At 61.8% G+C, this 22,463-nt stretch carries 24 protein-coding genes; 13 read left to right on the top strand and 11 right to left on the bottom strand.

Translation table 11 applies throughout. The annotated features are described in order from the left end of the window. The 8 genes from AWB81_RS15510 to AWB81_RS15475 all read left to right on the top strand — a co-directional run. The coding region (locus AWB81_RS15510; protein WP_144444134.1) for a DUF2345 domain-containing protein at nt 1-933 on the top strand (933 nt) is incomplete at its 5' end. 129 nt (nt 934-1,062) lie between these two features. Then, the gene (locus tag AWB81_RS15505) at nt 1,063-1,314 is read left to right on the top strand and encodes a LysM peptidoglycan-binding domain-containing protein (protein WP_062636787.1); all 252 of its coding nucleotides are present in this window, start codon (nt 1,063-1,065) and stop codon (nt 1,312-1,314) included. A gap of 36 nt (nt 1,315-1,350) precedes the next feature. After that, a complete protein-coding gene (locus tag AWB81_RS15500; protein WP_062636785.1) occupies nt 1,351-1,815 on the top strand; it encodes a hypothetical protein in 465 nt (154 codons plus the stop codon). Between the two features lie 2 nt (nt 1,816-1,817). Continuing rightward, nucleotides 1,818-2,069 (top strand): N-acetylmuramidase domain-containing protein, encoded by a 252-nt coding sequence (locus AWB81_RS48285; protein ID WP_087135005.1) that lies wholly within the window; start codon nt 1,818-1,820, stop codon nt 2,067-2,069. Nucleotides 2,070-2,080: 11 nt separating this feature from the next. Next, on the top strand, nt 2,081-2,416 hold the full coding sequence (locus AWB81_RS48280) for an N-acetylmuramidase domain-containing protein (protein WP_268811743.1): 336 nt from the start codon (nt 2,081-2,083) through the stop codon (nt 2,414-2,416). Between the two features lie 1,270 nt (nt 2,417-3,686). Next, nucleotides 3,687-3,932, top strand: coding sequence for a DUF3311 domain-containing protein (locus AWB81_RS15485; protein WP_062636783.1), 246 nt, complete (start codon nt 3,687-3,689; stop codon nt 3,930-3,932). Beyond that, on the top strand, nt 3,932-5,482 hold the full coding sequence (mctP, locus tag AWB81_RS15480; protein ID WP_062636827.1) for a monocarboxylate uptake permease MctP: 1,551 nt from the start codon (nt 3,932-3,934) through the stop codon (nt 5,480-5,482). Before AWB81_RS15485 ends, mctP begins: the two co-directional genes overlap by 1 nt. 135 nt (nt 5,483-5,617) lie before the next feature. After that, nucleotides 5,618-6,721, top strand: coding sequence for an FUSC family protein (locus AWB81_RS15475; RefSeq protein ID WP_062636781.1), 1,104 nt, complete (start codon nt 5,618-5,620; stop codon nt 6,719-6,721). A 110-nt stretch (nt 6,722-6,831) separates the two neighbouring features. On the opposite strand, the gene tal is transcribed toward AWB81_RS15475, so the two are convergent. The 5 genes from tal to AWB81_RS15450 all read right to left on the bottom strand — a co-directional run bounded on the left by tal (nt 6,832) and on the right by AWB81_RS15450 (nt 12,070). After that, the gene (gene tal / locus AWB81_RS15470) at nt 6,832-7,785 is read right to left on the bottom strand and encodes a transaldolase (protein ID WP_062636778.1); all 954 of its coding nucleotides are present in this window, start codon (nt 7,783-7,785) and stop codon (nt 6,832-6,834) included. A 315-nt stretch (nt 7,786-8,100) separates the two neighbouring features. Next, nucleotides 8,101-9,306 (bottom strand): benzoate/H(+) symporter BenE family transporter, encoded by a 1,206-nt coding sequence (locus AWB81_RS15465; protein WP_062636776.1) that lies wholly within the window; start codon nt 9,304-9,306, stop codon nt 8,101-8,103. Between the two features lie 89 nt (nt 9,307-9,395). Beyond that, nucleotides 9,396-10,571: a vWA domain-containing protein gene (locus tag AWB81_RS15460; protein WP_062636773.1), complete on the bottom strand. Its 1,176-nt coding sequence runs from the start codon at nt 10,569-10,571 to the stop codon at nt 9,396-9,398. Between the two features lie 30 nt (nt 10,572-10,601). Continuing rightward, complete coding sequence (locus AWB81_RS15455; RefSeq protein WP_062636771.1) at nt 10,602-11,192, bottom strand: GNAT family N-acetyltransferase; 591 nt, start codon at nt 11,190-11,192, stop codon at nt 10,602-10,604. Between the two features lie 35 nt (nt 11,193-11,227). Further along, on the bottom strand, nt 11,228-12,070 hold the full coding sequence (locus tag AWB81_RS15450; RefSeq protein ID WP_062636770.1) for an AAA family ATPase: 843 nt from the start codon (nt 12,068-12,070) through the stop codon (nt 11,228-11,230). A 360-nt stretch (nt 12,071-12,430) separates the two neighbouring features. On the opposite strand from AWB81_RS15450, the gene AWB81_RS15445 reads away from it, so the two are divergent. Both AWB81_RS15445 and AWB81_RS15440 read left to right on the top strand, forming a co-directional pair. After that, entirely contained in the window at nt 12,431-12,796 is a 366-nt protein-coding gene (locus AWB81_RS15445) for a c-type cytochrome (protein WP_062636767.1), read from the top strand. Between the two features lie 58 nt (nt 12,797-12,854). After that, on the top strand, nt 12,855-13,232 hold the full coding sequence (locus AWB81_RS15440) for a c-type cytochrome (protein WP_062636765.1): 378 nt from the start codon (nt 12,855-12,857) through the stop codon (nt 13,230-13,232). A gap of 87 nt (nt 13,233-13,319) precedes the next feature. Here AWB81_RS15440 and AWB81_RS15435 read toward each other — a convergent pair whose 3' ends face one another. The 3 genes from AWB81_RS15435 to rsxB are packed head-to-tail and all read right to left on the bottom strand — an operon-like array spanning nt 13,320 to nt 15,328. Continuing rightward, entirely contained in the window at nt 13,320-13,751 is a 432-nt protein-coding gene (locus AWB81_RS15435; protein WP_062636762.1) for a DUF1841 family protein, read from the bottom strand. 56 nt (nt 13,752-13,807) lie between these two features. Further along, entirely contained in the window at nt 13,808-14,452 is a 645-nt protein-coding gene (gene nth, locus AWB81_RS15430; RefSeq protein ID WP_062636760.1) for an endonuclease III, read from the bottom strand. A gap of 12 nt (nt 14,453-14,464) precedes the next feature. Then, complete coding sequence (gene rsxB, locus AWB81_RS15425) at nt 14,465-15,328, bottom strand: electron transport complex subunit RsxB (RefSeq protein WP_062636758.1); 864 nt, start codon at nt 15,326-15,328, stop codon at nt 14,465-14,467. A 378-nt stretch (nt 15,329-15,706) separates the two neighbouring features. Here rsxB and AWB81_RS15420 point away from each other — a divergent pair, with 378 nt between their 5' ends. After that, nucleotides 15,707-16,339: a TetR/AcrR family transcriptional regulator gene (locus tag AWB81_RS15420; protein ID WP_062636756.1), complete on the top strand. Its 633-nt coding sequence runs from the start codon at nt 15,707-15,709 to the stop codon at nt 16,337-16,339. A gap of 75 nt (nt 16,340-16,414) precedes the next feature. Here AWB81_RS15420 and AWB81_RS15415 read toward each other — a convergent pair whose 3' ends face one another. Together AWB81_RS15415 and AWB81_RS15410 are read right to left on the bottom strand one after the other, a co-directional pair. After that, complete coding sequence (locus AWB81_RS15415; protein WP_062636754.1) at nt 16,415-17,686, bottom strand: polyhydroxyalkanoate depolymerase; 1,272 nt, start codon at nt 17,684-17,686, stop codon at nt 16,415-16,417. A gap of 298 nt (nt 17,687-17,984) precedes the next feature. Then, nucleotides 17,985-19,847 carry a glycoside hydrolase family 15 protein gene (locus AWB81_RS15410; protein WP_062636752.1) on the bottom strand — a complete coding sequence of 621 codons (1,863 nt, stop codon included), beginning with the start codon at nt 19,845-19,847 and terminating at the stop codon, nt 17,985-17,987. 432 nt (nt 19,848-20,279) lie between these two features. Between AWB81_RS15410 and AWB81_RS15405 the strand changes: the two genes are divergently transcribed. Further along, nucleotides 20,280-20,528: a hypothetical protein gene (locus AWB81_RS15405; protein WP_062636750.1), complete on the top strand. Its 249-nt coding sequence runs from the start codon at nt 20,280-20,282 to the stop codon at nt 20,526-20,528. A gap of 205 nt (nt 20,529-20,733) precedes the next feature. On the opposite strand, the gene AWB81_RS15400 is transcribed toward AWB81_RS15405, so the two are convergent. Continuing rightward, a complete protein-coding gene (locus AWB81_RS15400) occupies nt 20,734-20,886 on the bottom strand; it encodes a DUF3096 domain-containing protein (RefSeq protein WP_087135003.1) in 153 nt (50 codons plus the stop codon). Between the two features lie 295 nt (nt 20,887-21,181). Between AWB81_RS15400 and AWB81_RS15395 the strand changes: the two genes are divergently transcribed. Then, nucleotides 21,182-22,384 (top strand): lactonase family protein, encoded by a 1,203-nt coding sequence (locus tag AWB81_RS15395; protein ID WP_235025812.1) that lies wholly within the window; start codon nt 21,182-21,184, stop codon nt 22,382-22,384. Nucleotides 22,385-22,463 lie beyond the last annotated feature (79 nt).

Genomic DNA, 22,463 nt, shown 5'->3' with positions numbered 1-22,463 from the left:
GAACACGTTCATCTGACGACGCCGTTTCAGACCAGTGAGCTGAATCTTGGACATATGGTCGATGTGCAGAGGGAGAAACGGGGGAAAGGAGCGGAGTTGCGCACCGACGGCCATGCGGCGGTGCGGGGCGCTAAAGGCGTGTTGATCTCAGCCGATGCGCAGACGAAGGCGATCGGCCAGCAGCTTGACATGAGCGTCGCGAAGACGCAGCTCGAAGCCGCGCTTACGCAGATGCAGGCGTTGGCGGATAGCGCGCGCGTGGCGCAGGCACAGGTGGCGGAGGTCGAGCAGCAGCGCCAGTTTCTGGAGCAGCGTCTGGACCGGTTGCAGCAGGCGGTGTTGCTTGCGAGCGCGCCAGCGGGGATGGCGCTCACGAGCGGGTATCACCTGCAGTTGGCGGCGCAGGGCAATCTGACGGCGAGCGCGGGCGGCAGCGCCGATATTGGTGTGCTCAGGAAATTCACAGTTGCAGCGGGCGAGGCGATCTCGCTGTTCGCTCAGAAGCTCGGCATGAAGCTGATCGCGGCGAAGGGAAAGGTCGAGATTCAGGCGCAAAGCGACGAGATGAGCGTAACGGCGCAGAAGGATCTGAAGATCATGAGTGTCGAAGGCAGGCTGGTGCTGGCCGCCGAGAAAGAAGTGTGGATCGGAGCGGGTGGGTCGTATATCCGGATCACGCCGGAACGGATCGAAAACGGGACGCCCGGGGACATTCTTGAGAAGTGTGCCTCCTGGGAGAAGCCGGGGCCGGCCAGCATGAGGTTGCACGCGCCGAGTTTCGCTCAGATTCCCGACACGAAGCAATTCAGTCAGAAATTCGACTTGTCGCAGATTATTGCCGACGATCCCGGCAGCAGAGAGACCTGGGCGGGCGTCGAGTACGAGATCCGCGACGCGCAGGGGCAAGCTGCTTCGCGCAGGCATTACGAGTGAGGATGGAATAACCGGTTGTGTTTTTACCGATGAATCCGAGTTGATAGCCGCCTTTATCGGCGGGGGCGATTGGGGCGTCGTTGAGGAATTCGAGGTGAGGAATGGCGACACTGAGCCGGAGAGCGCGACGTGACGAACAAGGATTTCTATACCGTCCAGTCTAATGACACGTTGTTTGGCATTTCGCGCCGGACAGGCGTCCCCGTCTCGGAACTGGCCAAGCTAAATGGCATTCGTAACCCGAATCGGATCGAGGTCGGGGAAAGGCTCGCATTGAATAGGCAGGCGGTATGTGGTGTCAATCTTCAGTTTCTGGACCGGGATCACAATCCGCTGCGCGACTTGTCTTACGTCATCAGGTATTGTGGAAAGGAAGTGTGAGGGAAGACCGATCATACGGGCCGCGCGGATGCAATCGTGACGGAGTGGCCGACGGATAAAATTCTGATTCTCGTTAGTCGTGCCGAGGGCGAATTAAAAGAAATTGCCACCATTGCTTCAGGCTATGCGAATAAACTCGTCACCCTAATTAGCCCGAAATTGAAGCTCGCCGCGCAGACGCATCCACATCCGAAAAATCCGACTGTTGAGATCCCTGTGAAGGGTGAGCCTACGAAAAAAGGACCGTCATCGGAGAAACCGCGTTCTGAAGAGTTCGCCACGAGTGTCGCACAGAGCTGGTGGACACAGGCAATCGGTTTTCTCGGTGTCAAGTTATCCGAATCTGAGACAGCAGAGAGAAAACCGGTCGCAAAGGTCACCAATGACTGCGCGGCGGAGCCGGACATCATTGCTAGGGCTAAGACGACATATACCGGTGCTCAAATCACGGAGGAGAATTGGCTCAGTGCAGCAGGGGACTTGATTGTGAAGTCGAAGTGATCATGGCGATTGCTGAACAAGAAACTGAAAAACTGCAAGCGCTTGGCCTGAGTGCCTTTGATAAGCAGTGTCGGCCAACAATACTTTTCGAGCGCCACAAATTCGGTAAGATTACTAATCAAAAGTTCAGCGAAGATAATCCTGACATGTCTGGCTCAAAAGAGTATTTACCGGGCAGTGCCCGTGACAAAAGCGGCAAGGTTTTGACGACGGAAACCACTACGGACTCTTTTCCTGGCAATACAAGAAGCTGACGAAGGCGTACATGCTTGCTCCCGAGGCTTCATTGGCGGCTTGTTCATGGGGCAAGTTTCAAATCATGGGGTCAAATTACAAAGTATGTGGATTCAAGGATGTCACGAGTTTTGTCGAAAGCATGTGCATATCAGAGGTTGAGCATCTGAAGGCTGTTGTCAAATTTGCCATTAATACTGGATTGAGGCCTGCTTTGAAAGAGAAAAAATGGGCTTCGATTGCAGCCGGGTACAACGGTCCCGGATATAGAAGAAATAACTACGACAGTCAACTGGAGAGCATATACGAAAAGCTCGTCAAGCGAAGAAAGGCAACATCGAGCAATGTCGGTAAAAATCTGAAATAAAAAAAGGAGCAGGATGAGTGTGAAATTTCTTCTCGTACGCACGATTCATGTATTTCTGTTGCTTGCGAGCGCCTATACCCGGTGTGAGGCATCTCTGGCATTGAGCCCACTGTCGGCACGCGAATCCGAAGCGGTGGCGAACTGGGTTGACACAGCATATCGCTCGATTGCCATTGATAACCTGTCGATATATTTGGAGAAGCGTCAGACCTTTATATTTCGGACATGGGTTCTCGATACCTTTTAGCAGCGGTCGTATTCAATTCCAAAGAATACAGGAACCGGATTTGCGATCTCGCGCTCTTTAGTTCTGCCGGACGTCTTCTATCTCGCCGTGTAGTTTCGGGAATGCACAGGCAGAGTGATGAAGTCTCCGAATCTTGCATCGCATTTAACGCAATTTCGGTGGAGAAATTTACGGAAAAAAAGCGGAAAATATTTATTATTTTGCGACAAAACGCGGGCGACCAATATAGATCCTCAGGGGCTATCATAACGCTAAACTACAACATTCGAGGATCGGCACCGTATCTGAGCGAAGAGGAATCAATTGCGACAACGGTCGATTCAATCGATCAGCTGAAGAGGCTTTATTCTGAACAGGTCAGAAAATAGTCCTGGTCGCCTTCACAACTAAATTTTAATTCATAGTGAACCAGGCGACTTTGTATAATCGTAATTGCGATGACACACGTTTTCCTGCCTGGCAGATGCCGCAGGTGGCGGACGCACGCAACGCCATCTGCAAAACCATCGCCGCGCGCGCCGCAAAGCCGCTCGCATTCCGGATACAGTTGTGCCGCAACTCGGGCGAAGGCCGCTCGGTGCGTTGCAACCGCGCCACTTCACGTTCCAGTCGCGCGCCTTCTTGAGCGGCAATGCCGCAAAGGGGACATCCAATTCACCCTATGCCCCGACTGCAATAGAATCACTTCGCGACGCCGTTGTCGGGAAACGGCGAGCTTTGATTTTCCCGACTGGGTTGACCGATCATCCCTCTGGGAGTGCACGATCTCGGCGCAGAATATCGAACAACGTTGCCCGACTCATGGTCGCGGCATTCCCGCTCTATGCAAGCTTCGAACGTGCTGACGATTCATCACACCCACCTTTCACATCAGTCGAATCCCTCGGGTTCGCCCTGCTTGACCCTGTTTTAGGCGTCCATATACTCCTCGTGTTATTTTCGAGATGCTTTCTGCGCGGTCGGTCTCTATCCGACGGTCGGGCGTGCGGCCGGCGAATTCAAAGAACAAAATAGGAGACCGTCATGGCTCACGAAGCTGCGACTGGCACGGGGCAACCCCGCAACAAGCATTGGCTCTGGCTTTTGATCCTGCCGTGGATCGGAGTCGTCTGGGTGCCGTTCTACAACAAGCTCGAACCGGTACTCTGGGGCTTTCCGTTTTTCTACTGGTACCAGTTGCTGTGGGTACTGATCAGTGCGGTCATCACCGCCGTCGTCTATAAAAAGACCAAAGCCATCGGCACGAAGGGCAAGGGGACCGCGCGATGATGAATTCCACCGCAACTTTTGTCTTCGTCCTGTTCTTCGTCGGCGTCACGATACTCGGCTTCGTCGCCGCGCACTGGCGCAAAGGCGACCTCGCCCAGCTCGACGAATGGGGCCTCGGCGGCCGTCGCTTCGGCACCATCGTCACGTGGTTCCTGCTCGGCGGCGACCTGTATACCGCCTATACGTTCATCGCCGTGCCCGCACTCGTGTTCGGCGCGGGTGCAACTGGTTTCTTCGCGCTGCCGTACACGATCCTGATTTATCCGTTCGCGTTCGTCGTGTTCCCGAAGCTCTGGAGCATCGCGAAGCGGCACGGATACGTGACCGCCGCCGACTTCGTCCACGCCCGCTACAACAGCCGCATGCTGGCGCTCGCGGTCGCGGTGACGGGCATCGTCGCGACGATGCCGTATATCGCGCTGCAGCTGGTCGGCATCGAAGTGGTGATCGGCGCGCTCGGCTTCGACACGAAGGGCTTCGTCGGCGACCTGCCGCTCATCATCGCGTTCGCGATTCTCGCGGCCTACACGTACACCTCGGGCCTGCGCGCGCCGGCAATGATCGCGGTCGTGAAGGACGTGCTGATCTACGTGACGATCATCGCCGCGATGATCGTGATTCCGGCACAACTGGGCGGCTTCGGTCACATCTTCGGTGTCGTCGAGCCGGCCAAGCTGCTGCTGAAAGCCCCGGATGCCGCGAGCCTGAACGGCTACAGCGCCTATGCGACGCTCGCGGTCGGCTCGGCGCTCGCGCTCTTCCTGTATCCGCACTCGGTGACGGCGATCCTGTCGTCGAACTCGGGTAACACGATCCGCCGCAACATGGCGCTGCTGCCGGCGTATTCGCTGGTGCTGGGTCTGCTCGCGCTGCTCGGTTACATGGCGCTCGCGTCGGGCGTGCGCGACATGCCGGAATTCGCGCCGTACTTCAAGGCCTACGGTTCGAACTTCGCGGTGCCGGCGCTCTTCCTGCACTACTTCCCGTCGTGGTTCGTCGGCGTGGCGTTCGCGGCGATCGGCATTGGCGCGCTGGTGCCGGCGGCGATCATGTCGATCGCGGCGGCGAACCTCTACACGCGCAACGTGCATCGCGAGTTCGTGAACCGCGGCATGACACCCGAGCAGGAGACCAACGTCGCGAAGATGGTGTCGCTGCTGGTGAAGGTCGGCGCGGTCGTGTTCATTCTGGCGCTGCCGCTCACCTACGCGATCCAGCTGCAACTGCTCGGCGGGATCTGGATCATCCAGACGTTGCCCGCGCTCGTGCTCGGCCTCTATACGCGCGTGCTCGACCATCGCGGCCTGTTGCTCGGCTGGGCGGTCGGCATCGGCGTAGGGACGTGGATGGCGGTGTCGCTCAAGCTCGCGGGCTCGATCTATCCGATCCATCTCTTCGGCTACACCATTCCGGGCTACGCGGCTGTGTGGGCGCTGATCGCGAACCTGGTGGTGTCGATCGTCGTGAGCGTGCTCGTTCGCGTGATCGGCCTCAAGCGGTCGGACGACCACACGCGGCCTGAGGATTATCTCGATGTCGTCGAAGGCTGACGGGCCGTCGCAACGCTGATCGGCATGCAAAACGCCCGCAACGGAAGTTGCGGGCGTTTTGCATTGTGCGGCCTTAGAATCGACGCTGATCCGGCGCGCCCGGTGGTCCGGCCATCATCGACGGGAGCCTTGCCCATGCCTTCACTCGACACGCCCACTTCCCGCCGCAGCCACGCACGGCGCATGCTTCACGTGCTGACGTCGCCTTATTTCCGCTACCGGCACGCGAAGTTTCTGCACGCGCTGCGCGTCGGGTTTGCGATGCTGGCTACGTTCGCGCTCACGTCCGGCATCAACCTTCCGCATGGCGTGTGGGCGACGGTGACGCTGCTCGTCGTGATCGGCGGACTGCAGCATCATGGAAACATCCGCAAGAAGGCGGCCGAACGCGCGCTCGGCACGCTGCTCGGCGCGAGTTTCGGGCTTTCGCTCATCGTCGTGCAGACCGTGATCGGGTCGCTCATGCTGACGTTCCTGCTGATGTCGACCATCGCGGGCGCGTGTGCGTATCACGCGATCGGCAAGGCGGGCTACGTCGCGCTCCTGACCGCGATCACGATGGTGATCGTCGCGGGCCACGGCGACCTGCCGCTCGACGTCGGCCTGTGGCGCACGGCGAACGTGCTGATCGGCATCGTGATCGCGCTCAGTTTCTCCTTTGTACTGCCGCTCTACGCGACCTATTGGTGGCGCTACCTGCTCGCCGACAACATGCGCGAATGCGCGCGCCTCTACGCTGCGATCATCGAAGGCAAACCGATCGACCCTGACGAACTGACGCAGCGCTTTCTCGTGATGAGCCGGCGCCTCGTGCAATCGCGCTCGCTGATGGAGTCGGTGGCGAAGGAAATCGACGTGCCCGTCGCAGCGCTCGATGAAGTCCAGCGGCTGCACCGGTCGATCCTCGCGGCGCTGGAGATGCTGGCGACGTCGGGTCCGCTCGGCGAGCACATGGCACCCGACGAAAAAGCCGCCTGCACGGCGGAGGAACGCGCGGTACGGCAGACCCTTTTGCTGATGGCGCGTGCGCTGCGGTTCGGGCGGGTCGGGTTGCTGCACGCCGCTGCCTACACGCTCGACGTGAAACCGGGCATGGAGTCCGCGCCTCCCGATCCGGACGCGCACGGCATGCACTGGCTCGCGATGCGGCTCGCGGAGCAGGTGAACCGCCTGCGCCTGCGGCTGATCGAGATCGAACGGCACTGGAACATCGAAGGCGGGCAGCCGTTTTTTCGCTGAGCGTCTGCGGCAAGCCACCGCGCATCGCCGCTTCGCAAAACGGGCCCCGATGCGGCGACGCATCGGGGCCCGTTTTTGACATCAGCAGGGCGACAAGCCCCGCGAAAACCTTACTGCAGCGCCGCGATCACCTTTTCGAGCTTGATCGCATCGGCGGCGAAGGTGCGGATGCCTTCCGCGAGCTTTTCGGTGGCCATCGCGTCGTCGTTGACGGCGAAGCGGAAATTCGGCTCGTCGACGGCGATTTTGTCGATCTGCTCGTTCTTTACCGATTCCGTCGAAAGCTTGCGCTCCACCTTGTCGTTGCTGTCAGCGAGCTTCTTTAGCAGGTCGGGGCTGATCGTGAGCAGGTCGCAGCCGGCGAGTTCGGTGATCTGGCTGACCGTGCGGAAGCTCGCGCCCATCACTTCGGTGTTGTAGCCGAACTTCTTGTAGTACGCGTAGATCTTGCGCACCGACTGCACGCCCGGATCGTTCGCGCCGCCGTTTTTCACCTCGTCCCATTCGGCGCCCGCCGACTTCTTGTACCAGTCGTAGATGCGGCCGACGAACGGCGAAATCAGCTTCGCACCGGCCTCGGCGGCGGCGGCGGCCTGCGCGGGAGCGAACAGCAGCGTCATGTTGCAGTTGATGCCTTCCTTCTGCAGCACTTCCGCCGCGCGCACGCCTTCCCAGGTGGAGGCGAGCTTGATCAGCACGCGCTCGCGCTTGATGCCGGCATCTTCGTAAAGTTTGATGAGTTCGTGGCCCTTGGCGATCGACGCCTTGGTGTCGAACGAGAGACGCGCGTCAACTTCGGTCGACACGCGGCCCGGGATGATCTTGAGGATTTCCGTGCCGAACGCGATCAGCAGGCGGTCGATGATCTGGCCGACCGGCTTGCCCGCGTGCTCCTTCACGGTTTTCTCGAGCAGCGGCTTGTAGTCGTCCTTTTGCACGGCTTTCAGGATGAGCGACGGGTTGGTCGTCGCGTCCTGCGGCTTGAACTGCTCGAGTTGCTGAAAGTCGCCCGTATCGGCGACGACGGTGGTGTATTGCTTGAGCTGGTCGAGAGCGGTAGTCATATCGGGTCGTCGGCGCTAGCGCCTTGTCAAAGTTGCGGATGCCCGCGTGAATTGCGCGCGTCAGCGTTTTCCGCGTTGAACATCATCTGCGATGCCGCCCGCACCCTGCCGGGCCGGCGGTTCGCCCCTCGGTGTCCTTCTGTCACCTCATCTGTCACCTTTCCTCACGATCATTTTAGACCTGCGCGCGCCGTTCGCGCAGGTACCCCGCGAGCACGGCCGTTCGACACCTCCCCGCAGCATGCGTTCATCGTGTGAAGATTTCGGGGCGCAAGCGCAGTCGGGGGCCTTTCGCGCATGCGGCGCGCGGGAAAATCAGCGCCGCGCGTTTAGCACGACCTGCGTGACGATACCCGCGACCAGTCCCCAGAACGCCGGGCCGATCGAGGCCAGCGTCAGGCCCGAGGCCGTCACCATGAACGTGACGAGCGCCGCTTCACGGTGGCGCGCGTCGTGCATCGCGTTGGCGAGGCCGCTCATGATCGAGCCGAACAGCGCGAGCGCGGCCACCGAGACGACCAGCGCCTTCGGAAACGCCGCAAACAGTGCAGCAATCGTTGCGCCGAACACGCCCGCGAGCAAATAGAAAATCCCGCACCAGACGGCCGCCATGTAGCGCCTGCTGGGGGCCTCGTGGGCTTCGGGTCCGGTGCAGATCGCCGCCGTGATCGCCGCGAGATTCACGCCGTGCGAGCCGAACGGCGCGAGCACGAGCGACGCGAGGCCGGTCGTCGCGATGAGCGGCGCTGCGGGCGTCGAATAGCCGTCGGCGCGCAGCACGGCGACGCCCGGCACGTTCTGCGACGCCATCGCGACGACGAAGAGCGGAATGCCGATACTGACCGTCGCCGCGAGCGAAAAGGACGGCATCGTGAAGACCGGATGCGCGAGCGCGACGTGAAAGCGGCTGAAATCGAGTAACCCGAGCGCCCCGGCGACCGCGATGCCGGCGACGAGCGTCGCGGGAATGGCGTAGCGCGGTGCGAGGCGCTTCGCGAGCAGGTAGGTGAAGAACATCGCGAGGACGAGGGCGGTCTGGAACTGCGCCGCGCGGAAAATCTCGATGCCGATCTCGAACAGGATGCCAGCGAGCAGCGCCGAGGCAATGCCGGCGGGAATTCTTTTCATCAGCGTGTCGAAGAGGCCGGAGAAGCCGACCACCGTCAGCAGCACCGCGCAGACGACGAAGGCGCCGATCGCCTCCGGATACGCGACGTTCGGTAGCGAAGTGACGAGCAGCGCCGCGCCAGGCGTCGACCATGCGATCACGATGGGCGCGCGAAAGCGCAGCGACAGGCCGATCGTGCAGAGCGCCATGCCGATGGAAAGCGCCCAGATCCACGAGGAAATCTGCGCGTCGGTGAGGTGCGCGGCCCGGCCCGCCTGGAACATCAGCACGAGCGAGCTGGTATAGCCCGTCATCATCGCGACAAAACCCGCGACGAACGCGGAGAGCGAGCTATCGGAGAAAGGGCGCAGCGGTTGCGGCGCAAGGGCAGGGGTGTTCGGCGGCGGATTCATGCGGCAGGATGCAGCGGGCAAGCGGTGAGAAGCACGCCGGGGGCGGCGCGGGAAAGCGCGATGTTACGCGCTTCACCGCCCGCGCGCGCCTACTTCGACAGCGCCCGCATCGCGCCTTCGAGGCCAGCCATCGTGAGGCCGTACATCCGGTTGCCGAGAACCTGCCGGATCACCGAAATCGACTGGCGGTATTCCCAGAGCCGCTCCGGCTCGGGATTGAGCCACGCGTGACGCGGGAACTGGTCCGCGAGACGCCTCAGCCACACCGCGCCGGCTTCCGCGTTGTTGTATTCCACCGATCCGCCCGGCTGCAGCACTTCGTAGGGGCTCATCGTCGCGTCGCCGACGAAGATCAGCTTGTAGTCCGCGGTAAACTTGTGCAGCACGTCGAAGGTCGGCGTGCGCTCGCCGTGACGCCGGCGGTTGTTCTTCCACAGATAGTCGTAGACGCAATTGTGGAAATAGAAGAACTCCAGGTGCTTGAACTCGGCCTTCGCCGCGGAGAACAACTCCTCGACGCGCTTGATGTGATCGTCCATCGAGCCGCCGACATCGAGCAGCATCAGCACCTTCACGTTGTTGTGCCGCTCGGGCACCATCTTCAGGTCGAGCCAGCCGGCGTTCGCGGCGGTGCTGCGGATCGTGTCGGGGAGGTCGAGTTCCTCGGCCGCGCCCTCTCGCGCGAAGCGGCGCAGGCGCCTCAGCGCGATCTTGATGTTGCGCGTGCCGATCTCAACCTGGTCGTCGTAATCGCGATACGCGCGCTCGTCCCACACCTTCACCGCCGTGCGGTTCCCCGACGATTCCCCGCCGATGCGGATGCCTTCCGGGTTGTAGCCGCCGTGCCCGAACGGCGACGTGCCGCCCGTGCCGATCCACTTGCTGCCGCCTTCGTGGCGCTCCTGCTGTTCCTCGAAGAGTTCCTTCAGGCGCTCCATCAGCTTGTCGAGTCCGCCGAGCGCCTCGATTTTGTTCTTTTCCTCGGGCGTGAAATCGCGGTCGAGGCGCTTCTTCAGCCAGTCGAGCGGCACGTCGAAGGCGGCTTCGTCGATCTTCGTCACGCCGTGGAAGTACGCGCCGAACGCCTGATCAAACTTGTCGAAGTACTTCTCGTCCTTCACGAGCGTCATGCGCGCGAGGAAATAGAACTCGTCGAGCGACGGCGCGATCACCTGTGCCTTCAGCGCTTCGAGCAGCGTCAGGTATTCCTTCACCGACACCGGCAGCTTCGCGCCGCGCAACGAGTAGAAGAAGTCGATCAGCATGCTGTGAACCTCGCGGGTGCGTAGCCGGTACTAGCCTTCGAGCCGGTGCTTGAGATGAATGCGCACCGCTGGCCATTCCGACTGGATGATCGAGAACACGACGGTATCGCGATACGCGCCGTCCTTCCCGACCTGGTGATTGCGCAGGATGCCGTCCTGTTTCGCGCCGAGCCGCGCGATGGCGGCGCGCGACTGGTGGTTCATGAAGTGGGTCCGGAACTCGACGGCGATCGCGTTCAGCTTCTCGAACGCATGCGTGAGCAGGAGCAGCTTGGCTTCGGTGTTGAGCGCCGTGCGCTGGACGCGCTTCGCGTACCACGTATGGCCGATTTCGAGCCGGCGGTTTGCTTCATCGACATTGAAGTAGCGCGTGGATCCGACGACGTCGCCCGTCTTTGCATCGATTACGGCAAACGGATGCGCGCCGAGGGTGTCCCGCATTGCGAGCGCGGCGTCGATCCACGCGCGCGTCTTGTCCGGCTCGGGCACGCTCGTGTACCAGAGCTTCCACAGTTCGCCGTCGGCGGCGGCTGCTGCAAGCGCCTGTTCGTGCTCGACCGACATCGGAACGAGCTTGACGTGTTGTCCGGACAGCGTGACGGGTTCGATCCAGCGGCTCATGCGTTCAAACTCTCTCAGGAAGTGATGGAAGGCGCTCAGCGGTTGTTGCGGTTCATGTACAGGAGCCGCTCGAAGAGATGCAGGTCCTGCTCGTTCTTGAGCAGCGCGCCATGCAGGGGCGGCACGATCTGCTTCTGGTCGGAGGTGCGCAGCGCTTCGGGCGGGATGTCTTCGGCGAGCAGGAGCTTCAGCCAGTCAAGCAGTTCGGAGGTCGACGGCTTCTTCTTCAGCCCGGATACATTGCGCAACTCGAAGAAGCTCTGCATCGCGGCGGCGAGCAGGTCTTCCCTGATGCCCGGAAAATGCACTTCGACGATCTCCTTCATCGTCGATGGCTCCGGGAACTTGATGTAGTGGAAGAAGCAGCGGCGCAGGAACGCGTCGGGCAGTTCCTTCTCGTTGTTCGACGTGATGATGACGAGCGGCCGGTGCAACGCCTTCACGAGCTGATGCGTCTCGTAGACGTAGAACTCCATGCGGTCGAGTTCGCGCAAGAGGTCGTTCGGGAATTCGATGTCCGCCTTGTCGATCTCGTCGATCAGAAGGACGGTCTGCTGGTCCGCCTCGAACGCCTGCCAGAGCACGCCCTTCACGATGTAGTTGCGGATCTCCTTCACGCGCTCGTCGCCGAGCTGCGAATCGCGCAGGCGCGAGACCGCGTCGTACTCGTAGAGGCCCTGCTGTGCTTTCGTCGTGGACTTGATGTGCCATTGCAGGAGCGGCATGCCGAGCGCGGCCGCCACCTCCTCGGCGAGCATCGTCTTGCCGGTTCCGGGCTCTCCCTTGATGAGCAGCGGGCGCTGAAGCGTCATCGCGGCGTTGACCGCGAGCTTGAGGTCGTCGGTGGCGACGTATTGCGATGAGCCTTCGAAACGCATGGCAAAGAGTCCGGTGGGAGAAAAAAACCCAGTATAAGTCAGATGGGCTGTTGCCATTGACGCCCCCCGCTTATCCTGTGAGCCGCCGTCGCAAGCGCGTCTGGACCGACATTGCGTGCCATCGCCGGGACGCAGGCGCTTGACCGGAGCGCCGGTCGGGCCAGGCGCGCACGCCCATTCTGTGGACGGAGGGTGGGTCGCGCGGTACAATTAGCGCGATTTTTTTGGCCTGCGTGGCTAGAGCAAGGGCTAGAGACAAGAACAGTCCCGAGAAGGTTGTGATGAACTCGGCGTGGGTCGTGGGCCTCGGGTCGGACGGCGGGCGCGTCGAATTTCCCCTCATGCTAGGTTAGAGAAGCTATGAACAAATTCATCGGCAAATGTGCCGTGATCGCAGCGCTGTCGGGCCTCGCCGGCTTCGCGACCCAGGCATCGGCCGATGTCGTCGGCAACGCGAAGGCGGCCGAAGGCAAGGTGGCGATGTGCATCGGTTGCCACGGCATTCCGGGCTACCGCACGGCGTATCCCGAGGTCTACAACGTTCCGATGCTGGGCGGCCAGAACGCCAAGTACATCGAGAACGCGCTGCATGCGTACAAGAAGGGCGACCGCCACTTCGACACCATGCGCGCCATCGCCACGACGCTGACCGATCAGGACATCGCCGACATCGCCGCGTACTACGCCGCGCAAACCCCCTCTTCGAAGAACAATCCCGACAAGTGATCCGCGCACCTCTGGCGCCAGTCACTCGGCAATCCAATTTCGCGGGATAGGAGAATTCATGAAGCCATCCAAGGCACTTCAGGCAGTGTTCAAGGCAGCGTGCGTGGCGGCGCTCTTCGGCATTGCATCGATGAATGCGGCGCACGCCGCCGACGTCGCCAACGGCAAATCGCTGTCCGACAGCCACAATTGCGCGGCCTGCCATGGCCCGAACCTCAATCAGCCCGTGAGCGGCGAATATCCGAAGCTCGCGGGCCAGCATGCGACCTATATCTACTGGGCGCTGCGTCAGTATCAGATGGGCAATGGCAATCCGAACTTCGGCCGCAGCAACGCGATCATGGCCGCACAGGTGCAGAACCTGTCGCAAAGCGATCTGAAAGACCTTGCTGCCTACATCGAATCGCTGAACGGCAGCCTCGTGCTGAAGAAGTAAGCGCGGCTTCCTGCAGCTTTTCACGGCTTCAAACGACGACACCCCGCATCGCGGGGTGTCGTCGTTTACGGCGCTGGCGTGAGAACCTTAGTCGCGCGAAGCCCGTCGCTCGATCAGCGCGAGATAGGCGTCGGTGTCGGGCGGTGTGCTGGTGCGCTGCGCGTCCCAGATGATCTGGCCGAGGCATTCCATGATCGCGTGCTGCGCGTCGTGCGTCGAGCCAAGCCGCGCGACGAGTTTCTCGTGCGCGCGCCGGATGCCCGGCGGCTGGTCGATCGATAACTGCTCGCTGATCGCAAGATGCATCGACAGGTGCAGGAACGGATTGGTCTGGCCGCGTTCGGGTGAATAGTCGGCTTGTGTGACGTCGGGATCGGCGAGTTCCTGCTGGTATTCGGGATGCTCGCCAATCCAGTCGGCGGCGATGCTTTCCAGCGGCGTCAGGATTTCGCCCGCGCGCTGCTTGCGCCAGGTCTCGGTGAAGAATTGACGGACTTCGTCGCGGCTGGGATTGAACATACGGCAGGGTTTCCAGGTTTCAGGGCGCCATTTTAAGGCGCGGCGCGGGTCTTCGCTCAGAGCACCGGCGCGGGCGTCTTCGGACGGTATTCGCAGAGCGGCTCGATCGCGCAATGCCAGCACTCGGGCGTGCGCGCCTTGCACACGTAGCGACCGTGCAGGATCAGCCAGTGATGGGCGTCGTGCAAATACTCCTTCGGTACGAACTTTTCGAGCGCCGTTTCGACCGCGCGCACGTCCTTGCCGGGCGCGAGTCCCGTGCGGTTCGCGACGCGGAAGATATGCGTATCGACGGCGATCGTCGGATGGCCGAACGCCGTGTTCAGGATCACGTTCGCGGTCTTGCGACCCACTCCCGGCAACGATTCGAGCGCTTCGCGGTCGTCGGGCACTTCGCCGCCGTACTGGTCGATGAGAATGCGGCACGTCGCGATCACGTTCTTCGCTTTCGTGCGATAAAGCCCGATCGTGCGGATGTAATCGGCGACGCCTTCCTCGCCGAGCGCGAGCACCATCGCTGGCGTGTTCGCGACGGGAAACATCCGGCGCATCGCCTTGTTCACCGAGACGTCGGTGGCTTGCGCGGACAGCAGGACGGCGATCAGCAGTTCGAACGGCGAGCTGTATTCCAGTTCGGTCGTCGGGTGCGGGTTGAGACTGCTGAGCGTCTCGAAGATGGCACGGCGCTTGTTCGCGTTCATCGCACGCCCGGGTCAGTGATCGGAATCGTTCTTCTCGCTGCCGCCAGCGAGGCCGAGCCGCCGCCGCCGTTCTTCGGCGGCGTCGATCTGCGCCTGCACGTCCGCGCTTACGTGCTCGGTATTCTTCGGCGCGGCGCCGAGCTTCGCGAGTTCTTCCTTCTTCTTGCGCGCGCGTTCGAGCGCGGCCTGAATGATCGCGCGTTTCCTGGCTTCAGGGTCGTCGGCAATGGCGGGCGCGGCGACCGATGCCGGCTGTGCATCGCTTTCCTCATGCGACACGGGACGCCCGGCATGTCGCTCCGCCTGCCGCGCGGCGGCGCGCGCTTCGGCAGCCTCGCGCTCGTGCGCCTGACGCGCGAGGCGCCGGTCGTGACGGTCGCGCGCGGCATCGGCTTGATCCTGCGTCCATGCATCCCAGCCGGATTTCGCCCCGGTGACGGGAATCATCGCGATGCAGTCGACAGGGCAGGGCGGCACGCAAAGGTCGCAACCGGTACAGAGCGCCTCGATGACCGTGTGCATCTGCTTGGCCGCGCCGACTATCGCATCGACGGGACACGCCTGCATGCACAGCGTGCAGCCGATGCACACGTTCTCGTCGATCACGGCAAGCGGGCGTGGCCGCTCGACGCCGTTCTCCAGGTTCAGCGGAATCACCGGCTTGCCGAGCAGATGCGCGAGCCGCGCGACGCCTTCGATCCCGCCCGGCGGGCACTGGTTATGGTTCGCAACGCCTGTCGCGATGGCTTCAGCGTAAGGCCGGCAGGCGGGATACCCGCACTTGGTGCATTGCGTCTGGGGCAGCAGATCCTCGATGCGGTCTGCGAGCGTCTCTCGGGCGTCTACGGTCACGTTCACGTTGGGGGAGTTCGCCATGGTGCACGGGCGCGTGTTTCACAGTCGGGCGCACTCGGGCGCATTCGGCGCACTTGGAACAAAGGGCTTCGATGTGCATTGCCGCTATCGACGCGCATCGACTTGCATCGGCATGCAACGGTGCGCGTTCGCGTTGACACTGCGGGGAGCGGCGCGGGCTCTTGCTCCCGCGCTCGAACTAAAGGCGCCATTATCTACCAATTCCCTTTCAATCCCAATTGCCAATAGGCAATCGATGTGCGCATAATCGAAGCGCTTTTCCGATTGACCGCAGGACGGTGTTCCCCAATAACTTGGCGCGCCCGTTCACGTCATGTAACCCCTGGACACGGGCCACGTGACGCTATTCGGATAACGCGGCTCTCGAATCATGCCACCATGAATCAGCCGAAAATCAAAAGAGATCCTGAAGGCACCCGCCGCCGCATATTGCTTGCAGCCGCGGACGAGTTCGCAGCCGGAGGTCTGTTCGGCGCACGCGTCGATCAGATAGCCCGCCGCGCCGAAACCAACGAGCGGATGCTCTATTACTACTTCGGCAGCAAGGAGCAACTGTTTACGGCTGTGCTTGAACACGCGTTCGGCGCGCTCATGGATACGGAGCGCTCGCTCGACCTCGACGGCGTCGCGCCCGTCGAAGCCATGACGCGGCTTGCGCATTTCGTCTGGGATTACTATCGCGATCACCCGGAACTGCTGCGTCTGATCAACAACGAAAATCTCCACGAAGCGAGATATATCAAGGGGTCGACGCGCATCCGCGAGTTGATCTCGCCGGTTGTCGCAACGCTCGCGGGCATTCTTGAACGCGGCGCAAAGGCCGGCTTGTTCAGGACCGATGTCGATCCGCTCAAGTTCTACGTGACGCTGTCCGGTCTGGGCTATTACATCGTGTCGAACCGCTTCACGCTCGAAGCGACCTTCGGGCTCGACTTCAGCCAGCAAGAGCCGCGCGATGAAATGGTGAAGATGAACACGGAGCTTTTGCTCGCGTATCTGATGCGGCGGTAAGGCACTCGCAGGCTCAAAAAACAAACGCCGCGCTGGAATCAGCGCGGCGTTTGTCTTGTACAAGCCCAAGCGGGATTACGCGGGAACAGGCTCCGTCTTAGGCGCCTTGTCGTGCTCGAGGATGAACTCGCGCAGCTGCGGATACACCATCGTCCGCCAGCGGCGTCCCGAGAAAATGCCGTAGTGGCCGGCCTTTTCGGCGGTGAAATGCTTCTTGTTCTTCGCCGGGATGCCCGTGCACAGATCGTGTGCGGCGCGCGTCTGGCCGCAGCCCGAAATGTCGTCGAGCTCGCCTTCGATCGTGAAAAGCGCCGTTGTCTTGATGTCCTGCGGGCGCACGAGCTCGCCGTTCACATCCCAGGTGCCTTCCGCAAGACGAAATTCCTGGAACACGATGCGGATCGTCTCGAGGTAATACTCGGCGGCCATGTCGAGCACGGCGTTGTATTCGTCGTAGAAGCGGCGATGCTGCTCCGCATCGTCGTCGTCGCCGCGGATGAGGTTCTGATAGAAGTCCCAGTGCGCGGTCAGATGACGCTCCGGATTCATAGCGACAAACCCGGCATGCTGCAGGAACCCCGGATAAACCTTGCGCCCGACCCCTGGATAATTTGCCGGTACCGTGTAAATCACGTTGTTCTCGAACCACTCGTAGGAGTGCTCGTTCGCCAGCGAATTCACCGACGTCGGGCTGCGCCGCGCGTCGATCGGACCACCCATCATCGTCATCGTGCGCGGCGTGTCTTCACCGCGCGACGCCATCAGCGAGATGGCGGCGAGCACCGGCACGGTCGGCTGGCACACCGAGATCACATGCAGATCCTTCGCGCCGATATGTCGAATGAATTCCTGGATGTACTCGACGTAGTCGTCGAGATGGAACGCGCCATCCTCGAACGGCACCATGCGCGCGTCGATCCAGTCGGTGATGTAGACCTTGTGATCCTGCAGGAGCGTCTTGACCGTGTCGCGCAAGAGCGTCGAGTGGTGGCCCGACAGAGGCGCGCAGACGAGCACGACCGGCTCGTCCTTCATGCTCTTCACCGCCATGCTGTCGTCGGCGTAGCGCTTGAAGCGCAGCAGGCGGCAAAACGGCTTCTCGACGACCGTCTGTTCGACGATGGGAATCTTGTGGCCGTCCTTCTCGATCTGATGGATCTCGAACTCGGGTTTCTCGTAGTCCTTGCCGAGCCGGTAAAGCAGTTCGTAGCCGGCGGCGAAACGACTGGAGCCCGGCACATACGCTAGCGGACTGGCCGGATTGAGAAACGACTTCGATGCGGCTTGAGCCCATGCCGTCAGGGGATAGAGCATGGCTCGCTGGAATTCGTGAAATTGATAGAGCATGTTTGCCCCGTGTAAAACCGGTGACGCCCGTGTTACCCGCTCATCGCGGTATGCGCCCGGCGATTAGCCTCTTACGGCAGTCAATGATGCAGCGGCAAGTTACAACCTAAGGTCCAGCTCGACTCCTGGTTATCGGCCGTGCCGTTGAAGACTCGTGAAACCGGAAAAATTGACTTCCTACGAGTCTTCAACTGAACGGCCGCTCGGAATTTATTCCGCATTATCATATACGCCAATGTTATTGTGCAACGCAACAAAGCATTCCACAACTGGCGATTTCCCGATCCTGTGGATAGCCTTACAGTTGGCTTTCCGGGAGCTGCGCCGATTCACCGTTTTCAGCCGGTCGATCAGGCTGACCGGTTGCGCGGGCAATTTCCTGCTCGTGACGCATCAGGTTCATGCCGGTGTGAACCAGCGCAACATGGGAAAACGCTTGTGGGAAATTACCGACAAGGCGTTTCGCCACGGTGTCGTATTCCTCCGATAAAAGCCCCACGTCGTTCGCCAGTCCGACGAGGCGCTCGAACATCGCGTGCGCTTCGTCGAAGCGGCCCTGCAGCGCCAGATTGTCGACCAGCCAGAAGCTACAAGCCAGAAACGTGCCTTCACCGGGCGGCAGGCCGTCGTCGACTTCGGTCGTGTGGTAGCGCTTGACCAATCCATCATGGGTGAGATCCGTTTCGATCGCATGTACGGTAGCCACCACACGCGGATCATCCGGCGGCAGAAAGCCGAGCAGCGGAATCAGCAGCAGGCTCGCGTCGAGGGCATCGCCGTGATAGGCCTGCACGAACGAGTTCATCGATGCGTTCCAGCTTTTCTCGCAGACATCCGCGTGAATCTGCGCCCGCATCGCACGCCAGTGGTCGAGCGGGCCGGGCAGGTCGAACTTTTCCGCCGACTTGATTGCGCGGTCGTAGGCGACCCACGCCATCACCTTCGAAAACGTGAAGTGCTGGCTTCCGCCGCGCACTTCCCAGATGCCTTCGTCGGGTTGCTGCCAGACGGTCTCCAGGTGCTTGAGCATCGCGCACTGGATCGACCAGGCGGTTTCGTCGCTCTGAAGGCCGCCGACGCGCGCGAGATGCAGCGCGTTCATCACTTCGCCGTAGACGTCTAGTTGCAACTGGTTGACCGCGCCATTGCCGATGCGCACCGGCGCCGCGCCTTCGTAGCCCGGCAGCCAGTCGACGATCCATTCCGGCAGCCGCCGCTCGCCCGCGATGCCGTACATGATCTGCACCTGCTCGGGCGAGCCAGCCATCACGCGACCGAGCCACGCGCGCCACGCGCGGGCTTCGTCGTAGTAGCCGCCGCGCATCATCGCGAGCAGGGTAATGGTCGCATCGCGCAGCCAGCAGTAGCGATAGTCCCAGTTGCGCGTGCCGCCAAGCTGCTCGGGCAGCGAGGTCGTCGGCGCCGCCACGATGCCGCCGGTGGGTTCATAGGCGAGCGCCTTCAGCGTGATCAGCGAGCGGCGGATCGCGCCCGCCCATTTGCCCTTGAGGTCGCTCTGCGCCGACCATTCGCGCCAGTGGTTCTCGGTGCGCGCGAGCTGCGTATGAGGATCGTGCGCGGGCGGCAGCCGCAGATGCGATTGCGAATAACAGAGCGAGAAGGGCACGCGCTCGCCCTTCGCGACGGTGAAGCGGGCGACGGTCTTCATGTTCTCGCCGACGAGGTCCACGGGCGTGCGGAGCACGGCGAGGTCCGGGCCGGCGATGGCCTTGATCCCGCTCTCGTGCGCAAGCCGGCTCACCCACGGGATCGACGAACCGTAGTCGAAGCGCAGGACCAGCTCGGTTTTCATCGGCACGACGCCGCGCCGGCCGATCACGATCCGCACGAGTTCCGAATGACCGTTTCTCGACGGCATGAAATCGACGATCGTCACGGCGCCGTCCGGTGTTTCGAAATCCGTTTCGAGGATCAGCGTGTCTCCGCGATAGCGACGCTTGATGACGGGTTCGGCGGCATCGGGTGGCAGGTCCGGTGCGATCAGCCAGCGGCCGTGCTCGGGGGTGCCGAGCAGGGCGGCGAAGCACGCGCCGGAGTCGAAACGCGGCCAGCAGAGCCAGTCGACCGAACCGTTGCGGGAGATCAGGGCGGCCGTATGGCCGTCGCCGACCATGGCGTAGTCTTCAATCGGTGCGGGCATGGCGGATACGAGCTCTCTTCTTGCGGCGACACGCAGACAAAGCGTGGCGCCACGGGTTGTTCGACGCATCGGCTATTAAGATCCGAAGCGCATGAAACGCCCTTCGAGCCGCATTCTGCCGCAATAGTTCGAGCTCGGCAGGGAACTTGCGCGAACAGTGCGTGACGAACCGTCACGAATCTGACGCACAAGTGCTTGGAAAATAATTGGACAGCCCTTTAGAATGAAGATTGGCAAGGACGTTTTGCGCGCGCGCTTTCTGCTCGTCTCCCGCACGCTTTCTGCATTTCGCGCGCTCCGGGCCTCTTCAACACCGCTTCTCATGCGCATGCCTCTCTGAAGCATCGAAATTTTTGGCGGCGCATCGCTGGTCTTCAAATCGTCGTTTGGACAATCCGTCTTCAGCGTATCGTTTTCGAGGAACAGAAAGTCATGCTCAACCCGTCAAAGTCCGACTGCATCGCGATACTTTCCGCAGCGAGCCGCGTCTCCGACGCCGACCCGCTGCTTCCGCTCGATTACACGAATCTTGGGCTTTCCCGCAACGCCATGGAAACGGCGGCGGCCTTTCTGACCGAGCGCGGGTGCTTCACGCGCTATACCTACGATGTCGGCGGCATTTCCGTCGGCTGCCTTTCGCTGCAGGGACGCCTGCGGCTCGATCAGCTCGCCAACGGCTGATCGCGGCGCCGCAGCACTTTTTTAACGCAGGACAACGCATGCAGAACCTGCGCGACGCCAAATGGCGCCGCGCAGGTTCTGCTCGTCCGCGTTTTCTTCTCGCCGGGATGCCGGCGTTCTCCCGACATTCCCCCGACGCTTCCTTACACGCGGAACCCGGCCGCCGAATCGGCGTCAGACGCAGGGCATGCGCGGCGCGGCGCGCTCAGAAATGCGACGCCCCTAGCCCGAACAACCCGATGAGGCCGATCACGATCAGGTAGATCGCGACGATGAAGTTGAGCAGCCGCGGCATGATCAGGATGAGAATCCCGGCGATGAGTGAAACGAGCGGCCCCAGGCTGACGTGAATGTTCATCGCGACTCCTTTGTTGGTATGACTGCTTTGGCTGAAGTGAGTACGGCTTCGTCGGGTTACTTGGAGCACGAACCCGCGCGCGCCGATCGGTGATACGGTTGCGGCTTATCGCGGCCCTCGCCGATAGCGACAACATAACCTGAAAAAACCTGAAAACAAGCCGCAAAACAGACGTTCAGGAGGTCACATGCATTCCGTCCCGCCGTCGATCACCGTCGATGAACCGCGCAGCCGGACGTCGCGCTCATCGGCTGGAATCGCTGTTAGGCCCGTTGCATGGGCAAAAGGTTTCGCGATGATCGTTTCGCTTGCCGCAGCGCAGGCCTTTTCCTCGTCGCCCGCATTCGCGCAGACGTCCCCGGCCTCTTCCCCGGCGACTGACGTGGCCACTTCCGACGGCGTCTACGATCTCCTGATCGGCACCTACACCGGCAGCGGCAAGAGCGAAGGCATCTACGTCTATCGTTTCGATACGAAGAACGGCGAGCTGACGCGCATCTCGTCGGCGCAGGCGGTGAACCCGTCGTATCTCGTTGTGAGCCGAGACCGGCGCTTCGTCTACGCGGTCAACGAATTGCCCGGCGACAACGGCCCGGCGTCGCAGCGCGGCAGCGTGAGCGCGTTCCGCTTCGACGCGCAAAGCGGACAGCTCACGTTTCTCGACAAGGTATCGGCGGACGGCAACGATCCGTGCTACCTCGCGATCTCGCCCGACGGGCAGTATCTGCTGACGGCCAACTATTCCGTCGCGGCGAATCCGGGCGGCAGCTTCGCCGTGTTCCCGCTGCAGGCGGACGGCCAGGTCGGCAAATCGGTGCTGACCGTGCATCACGAGGGCGGCGGCCCGGTGAAGGGCCGGCAGGACAACTCGCACGTTCACTCGACAGTCTTCTCGCCCGACGGACGGTATCTCTTCGCGCAGGATCTCGGCGCCGACAAGGTCTATTCGTACCGCTACACGCCCGACGGCAGCCGCGGCTTGCTGGGCCCCACCGACACGCGCTACACGACGATCAATCCCGGCGCCGGACCGCGCCACCTGATCTTCGACGCGAGCGGCAAGCATGCTTACCTGACGACGGAGATGAACGCGTCGGTGGTCGTGTTCGACTATCGCGACGGCAAGCTCACGCAGGTTCAGAGCCTGCCGCTGACGGCGCCCGGCTTCAAGGGCAAGATCGGCGGCGGCGCGATCCACCTGTCGCCGGACGGGCGCTTTCTCTACGCGACCAATCGCGGCGACGCGAACGAACTCGTCGCGTTCGCCGTCGATCCGGCCAGCGGGCATCTGAAGCTGACCGGACGCACGCCGACGCTCGGCAAGACGCCGCGCGAATTCACGATCGACCCGGGCGGACGCTGGCTCATCGTCGGCAATCAGGAGAGCGACAGCGTCTATTTCTTCCGCCGTGATCCGCAGACGGGCGAACTCGCGTCGGACCCGAAGCGCCTGGATATCGGTTCGCCGGTGGATTTCAAGCTGGTATCGCCTTCGTAGGAAACGGCAGACAGGCGCACGAAAAGTTTTCGATGACGCGGCGCCGTATCGATCAATGACGAGGCGGCGCGGGATTTGC

Source organism: Caballeronia arationis (assembly GCF_001544975.2).
Taxonomy (GTDB): domain Bacteria; phylum Pseudomonadota; class Gammaproteobacteria; order Burkholderiales; family Burkholderiaceae; genus Caballeronia; species Caballeronia arationis.
This window is presented reverse-complemented; position numbering and strand designations above follow the sequence as displayed.

What these genes read in the sequence shown, in the direction of transcription:
- AWB81_RS48285 (WP_087135005.1), top strand. Translation starts at nt 1,818, where the DNA reads ATGGCGATTGCTGAACAAGAAACTGAAAAACTGCAAGCGCTTGGCCTG.
- AWB81_RS48280 (WP_268811743.1), top strand. Translation starts at nt 2,081, where the DNA reads ATGCTTGCTCCCGAGGCTTCATTGGCGGCTTGTTCATGGGGCAAGTTT.
- AWB81_RS15485 (WP_062636783.1), top strand. Translation starts at nt 3,687, where the DNA reads ATGGCTCACGAAGCTGCGACTGGCACGGGGCAACCCCGCAACAAGCAT.
- mctP (WP_062636827.1), top strand. Translation starts at nt 3,932, where the DNA reads ATGAATTCCACCGCAACTTTTGTCTTCGTCCTGTTCTTCGTCGGCGTC.
- AWB81_RS15475 (WP_062636781.1), top strand. Translation starts at nt 5,618, where the DNA reads ATGCCTTCACTCGACACGCCCACTTCCCGCCGCAGCCACGCACGGCGC.
- tal (WP_062636778.1), bottom strand. Translation starts at nt 7,785, where the DNA reads ATGACTACCGCTCTCGACCAGCTCAAGCAATACACCACCGTCGTCGCC.
- AWB81_RS15465 (WP_062636776.1), bottom strand. Translation starts at nt 9,306, where the DNA reads ATGAATCCGCCGCCGAACACCCCTGCCCTTGCGCCGCAACCGCTGCGC.
- AWB81_RS15460 (WP_062636773.1), bottom strand. Translation starts at nt 10,571, where the DNA reads ATGCTGATCGACTTCTTCTACTCGTTGCGCGGCGCGAAGCTGCCGGTG.
- AWB81_RS15455 (WP_062636771.1), bottom strand. Translation starts at nt 11,192, where the DNA reads ATGAGCCGCTGGATCGAACCCGTCACGCTGTCCGGACAACACGTCAAG.
- AWB81_RS15450 (WP_062636770.1), bottom strand. Translation starts at nt 12,070, where the DNA reads ATGCGTTTCGAAGGCTCATCGCAATACGTCGCCACCGACGACCTCAAG.
- AWB81_RS15445 (WP_062636767.1), top strand. Translation starts at nt 12,431, where the DNA reads ATGAACAAATTCATCGGCAAATGTGCCGTGATCGCAGCGCTGTCGGGC.
- AWB81_RS15440 (WP_062636765.1), top strand. Translation starts at nt 12,855, where the DNA reads ATGAAGCCATCCAAGGCACTTCAGGCAGTGTTCAAGGCAGCGTGCGTG.
- AWB81_RS15435 (WP_062636762.1), bottom strand. Translation starts at nt 13,751, where the DNA reads ATGTTCAATCCCAGCCGCGACGAAGTCCGTCAATTCTTCACCGAGACC.
- nth (WP_062636760.1), bottom strand. Translation starts at nt 14,452, where the DNA reads ATGAACGCGAACAAGCGCCGTGCCATCTTCGAGACGCTCAGCAGTCTC.
- rsxB (WP_062636758.1), bottom strand. Translation starts at nt 15,328, where the DNA reads ATGGCGAACTCCCCCAACGTGAACGTGACCGTAGACGCCCGAGAGACG.
- AWB81_RS15420 (WP_062636756.1), top strand. Translation starts at nt 15,707, where the DNA reads ATGAATCAGCCGAAAATCAAAAGAGATCCTGAAGGCACCCGCCGCCGC.
- AWB81_RS15415 (WP_062636754.1), bottom strand. Translation starts at nt 17,686, where the DNA reads ATGCTCTATCAATTTCACGAATTCCAGCGAGCCATGCTCTATCCCCTG.
- AWB81_RS15410 (WP_062636752.1), bottom strand. Translation starts at nt 19,847, where the DNA reads ATGCCCGCACCGATTGAAGACTACGCCATGGTCGGCGACGGCCATACG.
- AWB81_RS15405 (WP_062636750.1), top strand. Translation starts at nt 20,280, where the DNA reads ATGCTCAACCCGTCAAAGTCCGACTGCATCGCGATACTTTCCGCAGCG.
- AWB81_RS15400 (WP_087135003.1), bottom strand. Translation starts at nt 20,886, where the DNA reads ATGAACATTCACGTCAGCCTGGGGCCGCTCGTTTCACTCATCGCCGGG.
- AWB81_RS15395 (WP_235025812.1), top strand. Translation starts at nt 21,182, where the DNA reads ATGATCGTTTCGCTTGCCGCAGCGCAGGCCTTTTCCTCGTCGCCCGCA.